Origin of the sequence: Aquimarina agarilytica ZC1 (assembly GCF_000255455.1) — a bacterium.
Lineage (GTDB): Bacteria > Bacteroidota > Bacteroidia > Flavobacteriales > Flavobacteriaceae > Aquimarina > Aquimarina agarilytica.
Window position 1 is genome coordinate 1 of record NZ_JH621280.1, and the last position, 18,510, is coordinate 18,510.

General features: G+C 32.5%; 18 protein-coding genes. 9 read left to right on the plus strand and 9 right to left on the minus strand.

Annotated features, from left to right (window positions below; genetic code table 11):
* Positions 1-130: 130 nt before the first annotated feature.
* The 8 genes from KQA_RS0214845 to KQA_RS19685 all read right to left on the minus strand — a co-directional run bounded on the left by KQA_RS0214845 (position 131) and on the right by KQA_RS19685 (position 9,769).
* On the minus strand, positions 131-1,024 hold the full coding sequence (locus tag KQA_RS0214845; protein ID WP_010182251.1) for a hypothetical protein: 894 nt from the start codon (positions 1,022-1,024) through the stop codon (positions 131-133).
* Positions 1,025-1,554: 530 nt separating this feature from the next.
* On the minus strand, positions 1,555-2,760 hold the full coding sequence (locus KQA_RS0214850) for a zinc metalloprotease (RefSeq protein WP_010182252.1): 1,206 nt from the start codon (positions 2,758-2,760) through the stop codon (positions 1,555-1,557).
* Positions 2,761-2,905: 145 nt separating this feature from the next.
* Positions 2,906-4,117: a zinc metalloprotease gene (locus KQA_RS0214855; RefSeq protein ID WP_010182254.1), complete on the minus strand. Its 1,212-nt coding sequence runs from the start codon at positions 4,115-4,117 to the stop codon at positions 2,906-2,908.
* Positions 4,118-4,628: 511 nt separating this feature from the next.
* Positions 4,629-5,396 (minus strand): LytR/AlgR family response regulator transcription factor, encoded by a 768-nt coding sequence (locus tag KQA_RS0214860; RefSeq protein ID WP_010182255.1) that lies wholly within the window; start codon positions 5,394-5,396, stop codon positions 4,629-4,631.
* Entirely contained in the window at positions 5,389-6,198 is an 810-nt protein-coding gene (locus tag KQA_RS19680; protein ID WP_157366723.1) for a sensor histidine kinase, read from the minus strand. The genes KQA_RS0214860 and KQA_RS19680 overlap by 8 nt, the downstream gene beginning before the upstream one ends.
* Positions 6,199-6,452: 254 nt before the next feature.
* Positions 6,453-7,307: a DUF4249 domain-containing protein gene (locus KQA_RS0214870; protein WP_010182257.1), complete on the minus strand. Its 855-nt coding sequence runs from the start codon at positions 7,305-7,307 to the stop codon at positions 6,453-6,455.
* Between the two features lie 86 nt (positions 7,308-7,393).
* The gene (locus tag KQA_RS19060; protein ID WP_010182258.1) at positions 7,394-8,974 is read right to left on the minus strand and encodes a TonB-dependent receptor plug domain-containing protein; all 1,581 of its coding nucleotides are present in this window, start codon (positions 8,972-8,974) and stop codon (positions 7,394-7,396) included.
* Between the two features lie 33 nt (positions 8,975-9,007).
* Positions 9,008-9,769 (minus strand): TonB-dependent receptor, encoded by a 762-nt coding sequence (locus tag KQA_RS19685; protein ID WP_010182260.1) that lies wholly within the window; start codon positions 9,767-9,769, stop codon positions 9,008-9,010.
* 329 nt (positions 9,770-10,098) lie between these two features.
* On the opposite strand from KQA_RS19685, the gene KQA_RS0214880 reads away from it, so the two are divergent.
* The 9 genes from KQA_RS0214880 (at position 10,099) to KQA_RS0214920 (ending at position 17,831) form a co-directional block, all read left to right on the plus strand.
* Entirely contained in the window at positions 10,099-11,550 is a 1,452-nt protein-coding gene (locus KQA_RS0214880) for an MBOAT family O-acyltransferase (RefSeq protein WP_010182261.1), read from the plus strand.
* 6 nt (positions 11,551-11,556) lie between these two features.
* Positions 11,557-12,384, plus strand: a complete 828-nt coding sequence (locus tag KQA_RS19065) for a hypothetical protein (RefSeq protein ID WP_010182262.1) — start codon at positions 11,557-11,559, stop codon at positions 12,382-12,384.
* 199 nt (positions 12,385-12,583) lie between these two features.
* On the plus strand, positions 12,584-13,126 hold the full coding sequence (locus KQA_RS0214890; protein WP_010182263.1) for a pyridoxamine 5'-phosphate oxidase family protein: 543 nt from the start codon (positions 12,584-12,586) through the stop codon (positions 13,124-13,126).
* A 112-nt stretch (positions 13,127-13,238) separates the two neighbouring features.
* A complete protein-coding gene (locus tag KQA_RS0214895; protein ID WP_010182264.1) occupies positions 13,239-13,562 on the plus strand; it encodes an ArsR/SmtB family transcription factor in 324 nt (107 codons plus the stop codon).
* The gene (locus tag KQA_RS0214900; RefSeq protein WP_010182265.1) at positions 13,555-14,010 is read left to right on the plus strand and encodes an SRPBCC family protein; all 456 of its coding nucleotides are present in this window, start codon (positions 13,555-13,557) and stop codon (positions 14,008-14,010) included. The genes KQA_RS0214895 and KQA_RS0214900 overlap by 8 nt, the downstream gene beginning before the upstream one ends.
* 111 nt (positions 14,011-14,121) lie before the next feature.
* Entirely contained in the window at positions 14,122-14,646 is a 525-nt protein-coding gene (locus KQA_RS0214905; RefSeq protein ID WP_010182267.1) for a hypothetical protein, read from the plus strand.
* A 189-nt stretch (positions 14,647-14,835) separates the two neighbouring features.
* Positions 14,836-15,855, plus strand: coding sequence for a ferrochelatase (gene hemH / locus KQA_RS0214910; RefSeq protein WP_010182268.1), 1,020 nt, complete (start codon positions 14,836-14,838; stop codon positions 15,853-15,855).
* A 25-nt stretch (positions 15,856-15,880) separates the two neighbouring features.
* Positions 15,881-17,278, plus strand: coding sequence for an MATE family efflux transporter (locus tag KQA_RS0214915; RefSeq protein WP_010182269.1), 1,398 nt, complete (start codon positions 15,881-15,883; stop codon positions 17,276-17,278).
* A gap of 4 nt (positions 17,279-17,282) precedes the next feature.
* The gene (locus tag KQA_RS0214920) at positions 17,283-17,831 is read left to right on the plus strand and encodes a CopD family protein (protein ID WP_010182270.1); all 549 of its coding nucleotides are present in this window, start codon (positions 17,283-17,285) and stop codon (positions 17,829-17,831) included.
* Between the two features lie 64 nt (positions 17,832-17,895).
* Here the strand turns inward: KQA_RS0214920 and KQA_RS0214925 are convergent, their stop codons facing one another.
* On the minus strand, positions 17,896-18,384 hold the full coding sequence (locus KQA_RS0214925) for a DUF3157 family protein (protein ID WP_157366724.1): 489 nt from the start codon (positions 18,382-18,384) through the stop codon (positions 17,896-17,898).
* Positions 18,385-18,510 lie beyond the last annotated feature (126 nt).

The window sequence follows — 18,510 nt, forward strand, 5'->3', positions numbered from 1 at the left end:
CCGAAATACGTGGCACGGTTTACTCCGAAATTACTGGCACAAATCGAAACGGAGTATCCACTTGTGGCGTTTGAACTTTTTCACACAAAACCCAATACTAAAACATCTCATTTTATCTGCTAAATATTATTTATTTACTTATATAATCTTTTGGGTTAACGCTAATATAAATCGAGGCACCAAATGTGGGTTGCATATCAAAACTGACTGTATCAATGTCCGTTGTTTTGTCTTCGTAATACGTGAGTACATTTAAGGGAGTTAGCCCAGCTTGTACATTCATAAAAATTGGTTTGGCTAATTGATAACTCAGTCCAATGGATAAATTAAGTATGGCTTGATTATAATTAGCTCTCGAATTAATATTTAACACAAAGCGATCGTTATCAAGATGTTCCTCAAAACGAAGTCGCCATTTTTTGTTCAAATTATATTCAATTATTGTAAGTAGTGGAAAGGTAACGCTGTAATTCCAATTTTTCCCGTTTGTCCCTCTAAAAATAAAAGCAGGTGCAGGAAACCCTAATTCTTCAATCATCAGTAGGGAAACTCCAATTTGATTTCCTTTTTTATTATTCATAACAAGCCCCGCTCCATACCGGTAATAGTTATGATTAAAACTCCAAGAAACACCGCTATTAACTCCTTGACTAATGGCCAATACTCCCAAAATGTTCCATTTGTCACTTACAGGAAATATTCCCTTTAAAAATAATCTTGTCAAGTTTCCTGTAGCGGGTTCTACGACCATACTCCTCCAATTATCAAATTGTCGACCTACTATTTTATGCGATAATTCTGGCAAAAAAATGTTGTTCCGCTTTCCAAAAATAATAGGATACCTAAAAGTAGCCTCTACAATCTGTTGTTCGGTACGCTCAGTATTTTCAAAATCTTCAAAACCTGCCTTGGATACCTTCGCTGTGGACGAATGTTGATACCTCAAATTAAAAGGCTCAAATATTTGTGCCTTTACACTAGTTAAACCTAAAACAAAAATATACGATGTTATAAATTTATACATTATAGATTATCTTAAATACTCCAAAACTAATCATTGTTATTGATCTAATTATATTCCCCTTTATTGCTAATGAGGTGTTTTTAAATAAAACTCCCTCAGTAAAACTTTACACTCCTAAATTTTAAAAAAATAATGTTACTCAAAATAATATAAACTTCTTTTTTCGAGTAACACTTTATCGAATATCTAATCATAGATTTTACATAAAAAATTACGATGTGCATTCATAAATTCACTCAAAACCAATTCCTCTGACATAAGAAGACAAATACATTGCTCTGTTAACTTGTTCTATCCCTTAAACATTACTTTCCTGAGTCCTTTAGATTAAATAAATCTAATTTATGTTATTTAACCCGAATTACACAATAGAACTTCACTTTAAGGAATTAACCATTAATTGCCTTAACAATTCTAGCATAACACCTCAATAGTTAAATTAAAAACCTAGTGAAACATTTGATTTTACTATGATTCTTACACTGAATAAATTTTCTATCATATAATTCGGGTTAAACATGAATTACATCTTAATTAGATGGCGCTTCACTAGAATTTGAAAAGTATAAAGCATGAGTCCCACTTTTTTCAACTAAAACGAGGTTATCACCATCAATATTTATCCAATAATTTCCCGATAAATTTGAAAAACCAGACGAAGCATTAATGGTTATTTCTGGGTTTGCCTGATGCAATTGATAACTAGCAAAATCAACAATATTAGTATAACTTCTAGGAGTTCCGTTATTGGTTTCTAATGTAAATTGATGCAATCCATTTGGGTTATTAGAATTCCCCCACCAATTTAATACAGAGTTAAATACATTATTTAAATTAGGACCATTAATCCCTATGACATGAACATTACTGTATTTTCTAAATCCATTTGGAATTCCAGTACTTCGAGGAACATCATATTTAGTTAATAAATTCCCTGCAGTATCTGCTCCATATATAATTTTAATCCCTAAAATATCCCCCGAACTAAAATCATCTAAAAAACAAGCATTCCCACTTCTCATTACAGATTCACCATCAAATTCTGGAGTCCCTTCAACCTGAAATCCAGAAAAATCATTAGTATGATGAAACCCTAAATTATGCCCTAGCTCATGTTGAACATTTGCTATACGTTGACTTTGTCTTATTGGACCATTACAAACATCAAAACGGGGATTTACCCAAATTTTTATCCCAGGACTCCCATCGACTGTTGGAAAACGAGCATAACCAAATGCAGAATCTGGCAAAGGCAACCTATCAAAAGTTGGATCTGTTTCTAAACTATCGTATAATATCTCTATATCGGCAATTTGCCTATTAGAAACTGTCTGTAAACTTATCTTTTCTAATTCATTATTCCATCTTTTTAATGCGTCGTTTGATGCACTAATCCAAGAACTATTCATGCCTGGGTGTATCCAAACATTAACAATTTCTTTGGTTACAATATTTCCGTCTATTCTTGAAAGCGTTGGATCACTATAAATTTTTGATTTATCAAAAATAATATCTCCTGCCACTAAATAAAACTCCCCCAAATCTTCGATTTGATCAGGTTTATACCCCCAACCTATCAACGTATTGTACAATACATCATTACCAGAGGGTAGTGAAAATTTTTGAGTTTGAATTTCTGTACCTAAATCAATTTGATTATCTGCTTCCTCCGAAGCGCAACTAGCCAATAAAATAGTGGCCAAATAAAAACTGAATCTATTAAAAAATTTTGTCATGATTTTAAATTATATATTGATTAATTATTCTAGTTAAAAAACTACTCTAAAAGAGAGCTTAAAATTTAAAACAACATGCTAACTGCTTCACATAAAAATTAAATGCAATAGCTCATTATTTTATACTTAAATAGAGTCTAATATTTTAGTTAGATGGTGCCTCGCTAGAGTTTGAAAAATACAACGCATAAGCCCCACTTTTTTCAACTAAAACAAGATTATCCCCGTCAAGATTTAACCAATAATCTCCTGATAAATTTGAAAAACCTGATGAAGAATTAATAGTTATTTCTGGATTTGCAGCATGTAACTGGTAACTAGCAAAATCAGAAATATTAGTATAATGTCTAGGTGTACCATCATTAGTTTCTAATGTAAACTGATATAAAGCATTGGGGTTATTTGAATTTCCCCACCAATTTAATACTGAATTAAATACATTATCCAGATTTGGTCCATTAGCCCCTATAGTATGTACATTACTATATTTCCTAAACCCGTTAGGAATACCAGTACTACGAGGCACACTATAAGTATCTAATAAACCCCCTGCAGCATCTCCTACTCCATAAATAATTTTAATTCCTAAAACATCCCCTTCACTAAAGTCATTTAACCTACAAGCGCTTCCTCCATTCATCACCGATCTAGGGTCTGAAGTAGGTGTTCCTTCTATATGGAATCCAAAACCTCTATTGGTATGATGAAAACCAAGGTTATGTCCTATTTCGTGCTGTACATTTGCTATACGTAAACTTTGTGTAACACCTCCAAAACAAGCATTAAAATCTGGATTCAACCAAGCTTTGCTACCCGACTTACCATCTGATGTTGGAAAACCTTCTACTCTTCCAAAAGTTCTTGTACTTAAAGGTAAAAATGTATAGCGATCATCTGTTTCTAAACTATCATACAATATTTCCATATCTGCACTATCTCTATCCGTAACCGTAATCAATGTTATATCCTCAAGTTGAGCATTCCACCTTTTAACAGCTTCATTTGAAGCATCAATCCAACTATTATCCATATCAGGATGGATCCAAATATTAACAAGCTCTTGCGTAACTATATTTCTATCTATTCTCGAAAGAGTTGGATCGCTATAGCTCTTAGATTTATCAAAAACCATATCTCCATCAACTAAATAAAATTCTCCTAAATCTTCAATTTGATCTGCTTTATACCCCCAACCAATTAAAGTATCATATAGCACATCTCCACTTGAGATTAATGAAAGGTTTTGAGTTTGAATTTCTGTACCTAAACCAATTTGATCATCAGTTTCTTCTGATGTACAACTAGCCAATAAAATAGCAGCTAAATAATAACTGGATTTTTTAAAAAATTTTGTCATAATTTTAAATTTTATATTGATTATTAAATTATTTCTATCTTCCTTATCGGCTAAATTACAATGAAGGAATAGGGCATATACCCCCTAGAAACAGTGAAAGTTTTTCACTGTTTCTAGGGTTGTTTTTATAAAACTTTAAAAAAACATAACTAGCTAAAAAACAAATAGAAAACCATCATTTATTTAAAGTAAAAGTCTAATTTTCACTTTAACCCGAATTATGCATTGAAACTTTGTCATGAGGCTGTGACATACAATAAATACTAGTATTTTCTTAATTTCAACATAGCACCGTTATGGTTAAATTAAAAAATACAGTTTACGGATACTACTTGAAGTAGATCGCAGACGTAATAAGTTTTTAATGCATAATTCGGGTTAAAGAAACTTCAAATAAATAGGGCTGTTATTCCAATAAAAACATCAAAAATTCTACAATTTATAATTGAGGAATTTTCTTAAATTAAAAAAGGAATAAAATAATTTTGAAAAAAACTGATGAAATACACGACTAAAGAGAAAGCCATTTTTTAAATTTTCCTATTTTTTCAATGGCCACAAATATTGGAGAAGTATCATTTTTATTTGATGGCTTTAATTCAATTTTTATTTTAGATTTAGATGTGTAGTACATTTGTTCAATGGCATCCAAATGTACTAAATAACGTTTATTTATCCGGAAAAATGAATTGGAATGCAATTCTCCTTCAATAGCTTTCAATGATTTTTCTATCGGAAATAATTTCCCAGACCATAACATTATAAAGCTCAATTTATCTTCCGAAAAAAAATAGGCAATATCCTTGCTATTTATTGCGTGTAATTTTGTGTTTACTTTTATTAAAAATCTTTTTTTTTGCTTTAACATTAGACTATCCAACAAGTCACTGTAATCGACTTTATTCAAACTAGAATCTACATAATGCAAGCGTTTAAATTTATCAAAAGCCTCTGCTAATTGTTTTTTATTAATAGGTTTTAACAAATAGGACACACTATTTAATTCAAATGATTTAATAGCAAATTCCGAATAAGCTGTGGTAAAAATTACAGGAGTTAGGTTTGCCTGGTCATTTTTAAATATTTCAAAAGAATACCCATCGGAAAGATTGATATCTAAAAAAAACAAATCAATCTCATGGGTTTCTAAAAATACTTTTGTTTCCTCAACAGATGTTGTTCTACCTATTATATCAATATCAGAATCTAGTTCGCGTAAAGCCTTACCGAGCCTATTGGCTGCCAAATCCTCATCCTCTACAATTAACACTTTAATCATCTAACTCCCCTTTAATTAATGGCACATATACAATGTAACTATCTTTAGTTTTTTCTATGATCAATTTATTATCGGTAATCAATTTAATCTGATTTTCTAAATTTTTTAAGCCTATTCCCAACGAATCTAATTGATAATCATTTTTATCCTTAAGCTGTAAATTATTTTTAACTATAACAAAATTTTGAGTTGTATATACCTCAACTAGTAATGGTGTTTTTAATGATACTTTGTTATGCTTTATGGCATTTTCAACCAACAATTGTAATGTCATGGGAGGTAACAACATAAATTTAGTGACTAGATCTATATTTTCATTATAAACTAAAGCAGCTCCAAAACGAATTTTTTGTAAATAAATATAGGATTCAATCATATCCAATTCTTTGGAGAGCGATACTACAATTTCATCACTTTGGATAAGATTATACCTGTAAATACTTGACAATTCCTCCACAAAATCTTCTGCCTTTTTAGTATCATTTGGAATTAAACTAATCAAACTATTGAAACTATTGAATAAAAAGTGAGGATTTAATTGTTTTTTAAGAGATAAATATTTCGAAATCACTTTTTCCTTTTCGTATTTAGACAACTCTAAAGCCGCGTAATGACTTTTCTCAGTGGTTGAAATAAAATGTTCAAAAAAGTACACAAAAGAAGTTATAACAAGCGTACCCATTAGAATTGCCCAAAAAATTAAATCAAAAAAAGTAATAACATCATCATCATTAAAAGCTAGATTCGCTATAAACCGGGCTACAAAACTGATGCCTATTGATTTAAAAATAATTACCCCCATTAAAACTAATTTATAGTAATTAGGTTTCTTAAGATAATTGACAATTGTTTTATTATTAAAAATTAATATCCTTGAATAATAAATTAATATAATGAACAACAATATACATGGAAATAATATAAGGGTTTCAAAAATGGCCTCATCTAAGGTATCTTCTTCTATTTCATATAAAAAATTATAAAACACCGTTAAAAAGGTAATTAAGATATATATATAAATTCTTCCGTTTTTTAGCACCTTAACTTATTTAAAATTTATTCTGAAATTACTAATGAAGCTTCCTTAACATCGGTGGCATAAAAATAACCTAAAGCTCTATTTTTGGGAGTATTTATATTCACTAAATTACTCCTTATGGATGCCGGTGGTGGATTTCCAATTAATGAAAAGCCTTGACTCCCAGTTTGTGTAAACAATTCAACTAGATAATCATAATAATTTTCCGAAATTGCCAGTTGCTGTACCCCCGCTTTATCACCTATTTCAAAACTCACCTCTTCATTTGGATTAACCCCTACACGTGACTTACCATCAAAAAATTGATCTTTTTCAATAATAGTTACATTATTCCCGGGATCTGGAACTATGGTAAATTCATCATTTTTAAATACACGGTAATAATAATAGTTAGCTACATTAACGGGATCTGTTGCATCAAAGTTTAAAAAATAACCTTGATCTGTAAATAAGGTCTCTTCTTCGAAAACACTATATACACGATCAAAATCTGGCACTTCATTCAAAAAATCTTCTCCAGTGTAGGTCTCATTATTCCATTGTATACTTATGCTGTATTTAGTATTTAATTTTGCCTCAATACGATCATTTGTATATATGCCATTTGAGGTATGTAAAAACTCAAAATCATTCGTTCCATCATTAACTATAACACTGGCATTAGTTACTGGTGCAGGCTCCTCTTTATCTAAAAAACCTACGCTAGTCGATAACTCGATTTTTTGTTCATTTAAAGGAGTTATTGTATTTCTTTCAATACCACCATTTACAACTAATCTAGGCGTGCTTCCTTTTAATGTAATATCACTAGTTACATCGGTCTCACAACTGTAAAACCCTATCGCTAATAAAATATAAAGTATTTGTTTCATAATATAATTATCTAAAATTGAATATCAATATGTTGTACTAATTTCAAAATATCCTTAATTAAAAAGCCTATTTTTTGTGCGTAGATTTAAAATTTAAATTGATAACTAAGTGTTGGTACAATTCCAAAAAAGGAAAGCTTAGTTGCTTGCGTTCTACCGGTAGCTACCTGTTTGTCATTTACCTCACTTACCTCATTGAAATAAATTGAAGCCGCATTTTGCCTATTATAAACATTAGCCACACTAAAAATCCATTTCCCTCTTTTACCTACTTTTGGATTTAAGGTCGCAGATATATCCAATCGATGATAGGCAGGTAATCGATCTCCATTTCTATTTTGGTAATCTGTTACTACTAAACCTGTCTGCTTATATTTCCCGGTGGGATATGTTACCGGTCGACCAGATCCAAAAATAAAATTAGCCCCAAAATCCCAGCGCTCATTGAGCTTGTATAATCCCACAATATTAAATTCATGTAACTGATCATTATTCGTAGGATAATAATCATTATTATTAATACCCTGTATTTTTCGTTCACTACGTGCTAAAGTATAATTTACCCAACCAGTTAACTTCCCACTACTTTTATTTAACTGAAATTCCAAGCCATAAGCCCTTCCTTTTCCTTGCGCTATTTGTGTTTCAATATTTTCTGTAAACAACAAGTCAGCCCCATCAATAAAATCGGTAACATCGTTAAAACTTTTATGATAAGCTTCAACACTAAAATTGTATTTATTATTATTAAAATTTTTAAAATACCCAATGGCAAACTGATCTACGGATTGTGGCTTTAAAAAAGGCCCACTAGGCGCCCAAATATCTAGTGGAGTTGCCGATGTAGTATTAGAAATTAAATGCAAATATTGGTACATTCTGTTATAACTAAACTTTACAGAATTCATATCATTAATTAAATACCTTGAACTAAACCGTGGTTCAACACCCCAATACTCTTTAATTTTAGCACCTATTCCATATGAAACATCATCAATTACCTCATTTTCTTCATAAATATCCTGAAGTGCATTATATGTCAATGGGCTTCCAGTTGCATAAGTAGGTATTCTATCTTTTCCCCTACGGGAGAAGTTAGAAAGTCTTAGCCCGTACTGTAAACTTAATTTTTCAGACAACTCTTGCTTTACATCAACGTAAACGGCTCCTTCTGTACCAAACTTTTCTTCAAATTTTTCAGGATTTATACCCGATCCATTTAATGCTTCAATTTCACCTGGTTTAAAATTATAATACGTATAGTCTAGTCCAGTCCTTATGGTGTTTTTCGAATTCAAATACCATATTAATCTTGGTTTAAAATTATAGTTGGTAATATTCGATTTCCATCTAAAGCTTGAACCACTTCTTAAATTATCAAGCGTATAATCATAATTACTAAATATGGCTGAAGTTTGTAAAAACAATTTATCATTTAAAATACTTGTCCACCGTATGGTACCGGAAGCATTTCCCCAAATAGCCCCCACTAAATTATCCAACTCAAAATGATCTCTCCCAAAATAACTGGAAAGAAAAACATTGTTTTTATCATTTAACTTGTAGTTGGCCTTTAAATTAATATCATAAAAAAAGAGGGTGCTATTTTTAAAATCTTCTGATAATGATGAAAAAACATCAATATAAGACCTCCGCCCTGCGAGCATAAAACTTCCTTTTCCTTCTTCTCTATCTCCTTTCTAAATAGGCCCTTCAATTAAGGCTTTACTTGAAATTAAGCCTAGTCCTAATGTGCCTCCAAATTTTTTCTTATTCCCTTCCTTCTGTTTAATATCCAAAACCGATGAAAGTCGCCCTCCATATACCGAAGGAATTCCTCCTTTATACAGTTTCATATCCTTTACAGCACTTGTATTAAATACCGAGAAAAATCCGAATAAATGAGACGCATTATAAATGGTAGCTTCATCCAATAAAATTAAATTTTGATCAGAAGACCCCCCTCGGACATTAAATCCGGAGGAGGCTTCATTAACACTAGAAACACCTGGTAAAAGTTGAATAGATTTTAACAAATCTGGTTCCCCTAAAACCATTGGTAATTTTTTAATCGTTTTGGCCGATAATACAGACACACTCATTTCGGTAGAAGTAACAGCTTTACTAGTACTATTACTTGAAATAACCACTTCTTTTAACTGATCTAAACTTTCCTCAAGCTCAAAATCAAGCTTCATATGCTTATCCAAATTAAGCTCCAATTCAATGTCCTTAAATCCTAAATAATTTATTTTAAGTTTATACACTCCTTCTGGTAATGTAATCGAATAAAAACCATAATCATTTGTAATTGTACCCTGTGTTGTACTTGCTAACACATTCACTCCAAATAATTTTTCTCCGGTTTCTTTTTCCGAAATAGACCCACTAATTGTGTATCTTTTTTGTGCATTAGCAACTGTTGTTCCGAGTAGTAAAAAAAATAAAAGATATCGCTTCATTTTGTTTTAAAGTTGTGATTTAAACCAAAACTATCTTTAACTTAAAGGCTATTTACATAAAAAAGGAAGAAGCTTGATTTTTCTTGATAAACCCGTTCCATTGGATTAGGTTCCTTAGTGCGTTTTATAACTAATACCCCTCTAATCAATTTGCCCCTCCTTAACCATAACACTGTTATGCCGAAATCAAGAAAACGCTTTATTTTATTGAACTTTCAATACTCGTAACAAATTGCTAATGCATAATTCGGGTTTAACTATCCTATTTTTAATATATATTTACCAATGATTTATAACACTAAGCCTAGCATACAACCTTTAACTAAACAATGCTATTCAATTCTATTGATTTTGCACTTTTTTTACCCATAGTATTTATATGCTATTGGGCTATCCCCAATAAACAAGTAAGCTTTCAAAATGCCATACTTGTCATGGCTAGTTATCTATTTTACGGTTGGTGGGACTGGCGATTCTTATTTTTAATTGGTTTTAGCACCTTAGCCGACTACTCCATTGGTATCCTTTTAGCAAAACAACATACTGTTTTATTAAGAAAACTGTTACTTTGGACAAGTATATGCCTCAACCTTGGCTTACTTGGTTTTTTTAAATATTACCATTTTTTCCTGGAAAACTTTAGTACCGCTTTTTCCTTTTTGGGTACTAAAATTAATACTAGCACCTTAAATATCATACTCCCAGTGGGTATTAGTTTTTATACTTTTCAAACATTGAGTTACACCATTGATGTGTACAGAAAAAAACTTGAGCCCACTAAAAATGTTATTGCTTTTTCTGCGTTTGTAAGTTTTTTTCCTCAACTAGTCGCTGGTCCTATCGAAAGGGCTACAAACCTACTTCCCCAATTCCATACCAAACGTATTTTTAACTATTCCAAAGCTATAGACGGACTGCGCCAAATACTCTGGGGAATTTTAAAAAAAGTAGTCATTGCCGATAATTGTGCCGAATTTGCGAATCAAATTTTTAACAATTCGAGTGAACTCAATGCCAGTTCATTAATCTTAGGAGCTTTCTTTTTTACGTTTCAAATTTATGGTGATTTTTCTGGCTATTCGGATATAGTCATTGGAACTTCCCGATTATTTGGATTCAACTTAATGAAAAATTTTGCCTTCCCTTATTTTTCTCGAGATGTAGGTGAATTTTGGCGACGCTGGCACATATCTTTATCCACCTGGTTTCGGGATTATGTATACATTCCTTTAGGCGGAAGTAAAGGGAGTAAACTCCAACAAATAAGAAACACATTTATCATTTTTTTAGTAAGTGGTTTTTGGCATGGTGCCAACTGGACATTCGTTATTTGGGGAGGCTTAAACGCACTTTATTTTCTGCCCTTATTACTCACCAAAAACAATCGAAACCATATCGAAATAGTCGCCAAAAACAAGCTATTCCCTAATTTTAAAGAGTTTTTTTCCATTTTAGCTACCTTTGGACTAACTGTATTTGCATGGATTTTTTTTAGAGCAGAAACAATTTCGCATGCGTTAAAATATATATCAGGAATATGGTCTCCATCATTATTTAAAGCGCCTAATTTTAATGAAATTCCAAAGGCTTTAGTCTTATTGTTGATCATAGGAATATTTATGCTTGTAGAATGGATCGGCCGCCAAAATGAATATGCCATTGAAAAAATTGGACTTACTTGGCGCAGACCATTAAGATGGTCTTTTTATGCCTTAATTATATTTGTTATAGGAATGTTTATGCAAACCGAAGAAACCCCTTTTATTTACTTTCAATTTTAAACAAAAATGAAAAAATTTATCTCCCTCTTTTTCATATTCATTTTGTTTGCCTTCTTCATATATGCGAGTAGTATTTTTTTATGGGGAACTTTTGCTCCTACATCCTTAAAACCAAACCTCAATTATCGAATAGGTTCAAAAGGACATCTATTTTCTCGAATACAGGAGATTAAAAAAATTAATAGTGTCGATATCCTTTTTTTAGGATCCTCGCATGCGTATCGTGGTTTTGATCCCAGAATTTTCACTTCGCATAAATTAAAAACATTCAATTTAGGTTCTAGCTCGCAAACCCCAGTACAAACCTTGCTCCTTTTAAAAAGGTATTTAGACCATATAAAACCTAAATCTATTGTTTACGAAGTTTACCCCGAAACCTTTATGATTGATGGCATAGAATCTTCGTTGGATATTATTGCTAATGATAAAAATGATGCGCTTTCATTTAAAATGGCTTATCAACTCAACCATATTAAAACATATAACACCCTCATTTATGGTTTAATTAAAAACTTATTATCCGCTAACGATTCCTTTAATGAACCTGTGCAAAAAAAAGGAGATACCTATGTTAAAGGAGGTTTTGTTGAAGCCGAAATGAAGTACTATACACCCACATCATTTCCTCCTAAAAAAATAGTAATTGATAAAAAACACCTTCCTTTTTTTAAAGAAATAATACACGAAATAAAAAAGCGTAACATTACACTTACACTCGTTTTTGCACCTGTTTCAGCTAGTTTTTATACGAGTTACACCAATACAAATGACTTTGATCACACCATGAGCTCCTATGCTCCTATGCTCCTTATTATAACTTTAACAAAACCCTAAAGCTAGAGGACAGCTTACATTTTTCTGACTACCATCATTTAAACCAAACAGGGGTTCAACTTTTTAATGAAGCCTTAATTCAATTACTCAACAAATAGCAACTTTTAATATTACAATTAGTTCCCCTTTTATTATTTCTTTAAGAAACTCAAAAAATTAATGCTGTAAGTTTATAACAGAAATATAAAAGCACAACATTATGGGAAAGCAATTAGATCAAATTACTCCAGAATTAAAAAGTTTTATTGAAAAGCAACCTCTCTTTTTTGTGGGTACAGCAGCAAGTGATGGCCGTGTAAATGTATCACCAAAAGGTACCGATTCTTTTAGGGTGATTGATCAAAATAAAATTGTGTGGTTAAATTTAACAGGTAGCGGAAATGAAACTGCCGCTCACCTTATCAAAAATAATCGCATGACCATTATGTTTTGTGCCTTTGAAGGGAAACCTATAATTTTAAGACTTTATGGAAAAGCCAAAATTTACCATAAAAGGGATATTGAATTTACCAACTATTCCCATTTATTCCCCGATAATACAGGCGCTAGACAAATTATTGAAATGGATGTGGATTTAGTACAAACATCATGCGGCTTTGCTGTTCCATTTATGGATTACAAAGAAGAGCGCACCACCTTAAATGATTGGTCAACAAAACAAGGTACTGCTAAAATTGAAGAATACTGGAAAAACCGAAACACGCTTAGTATTGATGGTTTTGACACAAAAATACTGGGATAATACCATATTATTTCAGAATCGATTAACTTCTTAAAAAAAACACAAAAGACTTAAAAAAATTGCGTAACCGTTTAATTACACATAAATTAGTAACCAATTAGTTATATATTATATGCGTAGAGATGTTTTTCAAGCCATTTCGGATCCAGTTAGAAGGAAAATTATAGAGTTAGTATCAAATGAAGTATTAACGGTTAACGAAGTGGCCGATAAGTTTGAAATCAGCAGGCCTGCAATTTCAAAACATATAAAAATTTTAAATGAATGCGGAATCATCCAAATTCATAAAAAAGGAAGGGAGCGATATTGTCAAATTGAACCTAAAAATCTACTTCCTGCTTTTTTATGGTTAGAACAGTATCAAAAATTATGGGAAGAAAAGCTTGACTCCTTTGAACATTATTTAATGAAATTAAAAAACTCAAAAAATGGATAAATCGAATAGAACTGTTAGTATTAAACGCACTTTTGATACCTCAATTGAATTAGTTTGGGAAGCTTGGACACAGCCAGAGCACATTGCCCAATGGTGGAGCCCTAAGGGTATGGAAACAAAAGTAATTGAACACCACTTTAAAATTGGCGGAAAATGGAAATACGTAATGCCAATGCCCGATGGAAATGAATTTATAGCAGAAGGTACCTATACTGATATAGTACCGCTTGAAAAAATTAGTTCATCAGCTGACTTTAGACCCATGACCGAAGGAGTTGAAATCGAAGCCCTATTCAAAAAAAATGGTTCACAAACTGATTTTACTTTTAATGTCATTCACCCCACGGAAGCCTATCGTATTGCACAAGAAAAAATGGGAATTCTTAATGGATGGGGGTCAGTTTTTACAAGGCTTGACACCTATTTAAACACAAGTTTAACAACATAAAACAATACCTTAACGTTATTCATTAACTATACATTTGCTTAGAATAGTTTTATAAAATCGTTTTAAACTACCTTTATATTTTAAACTAATAGGAATTACATATTAAATACCATGAAAAAATTCATCTCTCTATTTTTTGTTTTAACACTATTTGCTTCATGCAAAAAAACTGAGAAAAAAATAAACGAAACCTCTGTTACGACCGAACAAACAAATAGCAATAATGAGCCCCCTCAATTAGAGGCTATCCCAGTAGAAAAAAGTGATTCGAATCAAGAGGCGGAAGCCCCTCCCATTGTAGATCATTTTATTTGTTATAAAAACAATGAAAATCCTAAAATGATCATTTGGTTTAGTTTTACGGAAAAACAAAGAGCTATTGAAGTAAAATATAAAGGTCAAAAAACGAGTATTCCAATTACTTTTGAAAAACAAGAGACTACCGAAGGAGGAGCTCATCCAACAACCACTACTTTTTACAAAGAAATTTATGAAGGCAATGTGAACGGCACCTATAAATTAACACATTCTGGTATTTGGGATTATGTAGAATACACGCGTGGTAAAGATGGAAAAAAATTCAATTTTACTATTGATCACAATGCCAATCCATATGGAAAAGAGCCTTGTTTTTAAAAATTATTGAAACTAAATCCAATCCAGAGTATGCAAAAAATTTGGTTATGAGTACGGAATAAATTTTCTGTTCCATACTCTGGATTCAATAGCCTTTGTCTATATTTTTATCAATTAATCCTATTTGTTTATGTGATTTTCTTAATATCTGTTTACTTGTAAAAGCCTATTTTTACAAAAAAATAGTATATGGCAAAAGGAGTATTACTAGTAAATTTAGGATCCCCAGATAGTACTGATCCAAAAGATGTTAAAAAATACTTAGGCGAATTTTTAATGGATGAGCGTGTCATCGATCTTCCAAAACTAGCACGAACATTGCTTGTTAAAGGAATCATTTTAAATACACGTCCAAAAAAATCCGCTGCAGCTTATCAAAAAATTTGGTGGGACGAGGGTTCTCCACTTATTGTATTATCCGAACGCTTAACCGCTAAAATTGATGATATGACTAGTGTTCCTGTATCACTTGCCATGCGATACGGTTCAATGAGTATGGAAAAAGGCTTACGGGAGTTGCATGATCAAGGTGTTGATGATGTATTTATTATTCCCTTATACCCACAATTTGCCATGGCCACTACCGAGACTATTTTGGTATTAGCCAATGAGCTTACACAAAAGCACTTTCCTAAAATGCAGCTCACCTCATTACCTGCATTTTATAAACATCCCGATTATGTAAACGTACTTTCAAAAAGTATTGGTGAAAAACTAGACGGATTGGATTATGAACACCTTTTATTTAGTTATCATGGAGTTCCCGAGAGACATATCCGTAAAAGTGATATTACAAAATCACATTGTAAAATAGATGGTAGTTGTTGTAAAACTGCTTCGGAAGCACATACATACTGTTACCGTCATCAATGCTATGAAACCACTCGCTTAGTTGCCGAAACATTACAACTTAAAGAAGGTACCTATAGCACCAGTTTTCAATCACGTTTAGGTTTTGATCCTTGGTTGCAACCTTACACCGATCGTACTATTGAGCGCATGGGTAAAGAGGGCACCAAAAAAATGGCTATTGTAACTCCTGCATTTGTTTCCGATTGCTTAGAGACCTTAGAAGAAATTGCCATGGAAGGTGAAGAAATTTTTCATGAAGTAGGTGGTAAAGAATTTACCACTATCCCTTGCTTAAATGATCGTGATGACTGGGCTAAAGTACTCTCTCGTTGGATTGACGAATGGGCTCATGCCTAACATTTAATCTTATGTAAAAAAACATATGGCAAAAACCACCTCTACAGCCTTAGGTTCCGAACCTATTGGTAGCCTACTCCTAAAGCAAGCTATACCTGCGGCAATTGGTATACTTGTCATGTCGCTAAACATTTTGGTAGACTCTATTTTTGTAGGCAAATGGGTGGGACCAATAGCTATTGCCGCGATTAATGTGGTACTGCCTGTTTCTTTTTTTATTGCTGCTATTGGAATGGCTATAGGTATTGGCGGGTCTTCGGTATTGTCCCGCGCTTTGGGTGCCAAAAATTATGAAAAAGCCATTCGTGTTTTTGGTAATCAAACAGCACTTACCTTAGTAATCACCTTAACATTAATTAGTGTAGGCCTAATTTTCACAGACTCACTAGTACATACATTTGGCGGAAAAGGAGCCATTTTTGACTTGGCTAAGGATTATTACCGAATTGTATTGTACGGTGTTCCTATTTTGGCTTTAGCCATGATGGGGAATACGGTTATTAGAGCCGAAGGAAAACCAAAACATGCTATGATTGCCATGATTATTCCATCGGTGGCCAATCTATTTTTGGATTATTTATTTATAAATGTATTTGGTTGGGGAATGATCGGTGCTGGATGGGCTACTACAGCATCTTACATTTGTTGTTTTTCTTATATTTTTTATTTTTTCTTCGCGATAAGCGAACTCCGATTACAAATCAAACATTTAAAATTTAATATACCCATACTTAAAGAAATTGCCGCTCTGGGTTCAACCACACTAGCCCGACAAGGGGTAATTAGTATTGTGTACCTAATTCTAAACAATATTATGGTTGATATTGAGGGGGAATGGGCCGTCGCTTGTTATGCAATAGTGAGTCGGTTACTCATGTTTGCTCTTTTTCCAATTATTGGCATTACTCAAGGCTTTTTACCTATTGCCAGTTACAACTACGGAGCTCAAGAATTTGGTCGTGTCAAACAGGTTATTTACACCGCAATTATCTATGCTACCGGCTTAGGAATTTTTATTTTGGGCTTGCTGTTTTTATTCCCCGAACCTATTGCCCAACTGTTTTTGAGTAATAGCGATCATATTTCGGCCGCACAAAAAACAATAAATAACCTCGTGCTTAATGAGGCTCCTCGAGCCATTCGTTTTGTTTTTGCTGCCTCTCCAATTATTGCTATTCAACTTATTGGTTCTGCCTATTTTCAAGCCGTTGGAAAAGCCATACCTGCATTATTATTATCCTTATCTAAACAAGGTTTTTTCTTAATTCCGTTATTATTAATTTTACCTAAACATTATGGTATTTTAGGTGTTTGGATCTCTTTTCCAATTTCCGACACCTTATCAACTATAGCCACTGGATTCTTTTTAAATAAGGAAATCAAAACAAAATTAAATACTAAACCCTCAATAATTAGTTCCTAAATTTATGGAAGCCTATCAATTATATCCTTACATAAAATCACTACACCTCATTTTTGTAATCACATGGTTTGCGGGACTATTTTACATTCCTCGACTATTTATTTATCAAATTGAAGCTACTCAAAAAACGGAAATTGAAAAAAATATATTACTACCTCAATTACAGTTAATGACTAAACGCCTGTGGTTTATTATCACCTGGCCTTCTGCCATTTTAGCTACCTTGTTTGCATTATGGCTCTTGCATTTAGCTCCCGATTGGTTACAGGAAAGTTGGATGCATGTAAAGCTAGGCTTTGTAGTTTTGCTCTTTGCCTACCATTTCAAATGCCATACTATTTACAAACAATTACTAAAAGGCACCTGTAAATGGACCTCGGGTCAAATGCGTTTATGGAATGAAGTCTCAACAATCATTCTATTTTCGGTCGTATTTTTGGTTATTCTAAAAAATGCCTTCAACTGGATTTATGGCGTTGTCGGTATTGTTTCATTAGCCATATTACTCATGCTAGGAATTCGTTTATACAAACGCTTACGCGAGAAGAATTAATCCTATTTGGTATTCAAAATAAATTATCCAAATATATCCTCAAACAAAACAAGCTTTAATAAGGCTAAAACAACTTCCCTTTTTTAGCAAATGAAAAACCAGTACGTTTGTACACTACTTGCTTTCCGTTTGCACAAAAAGTATAACTGCCTTGGTTTTTTTGTTCTCTTAATTTTAATAATAATACATCTTCAACAGCGCAATTATTGTCTTTTGCTACTTTCTTTTTAATATGCTTAATGGTCGCTCTTCCTTTTTTTAAATGTGCTTGCACTACACGATCCCCTTTAGGCTCTTTAAAATCCGGTAAGGTATTACACTTTGTCGTGTTTACAGAAGCATTTTTGGTTCCCGACCCCATAGCTATCTGTGCAGCCACTGCTTCTTTATCATTCACATTAACTTCGGCTGGAACCGCTAAATCTATATATTCCCATGTGAAATCCGCTTTTAAAAGCACCCGTCTGCCATCATCAGTTTTAACAATATAATTATCCTGGCTGTACCCCAAAAAAGATAAGAATAAGACAACAACAAAAAGACATTTTCTCATAACAATGTAAGTTTTAAGCTCCAAAAATAGGTATAAAAGTTCAGTTACAAAGCGCATTTCTAATTATCCATTGCATATTTAAAAACTAACATAATTTCTAATCACCACTTAGTCAAAAGCTACTCT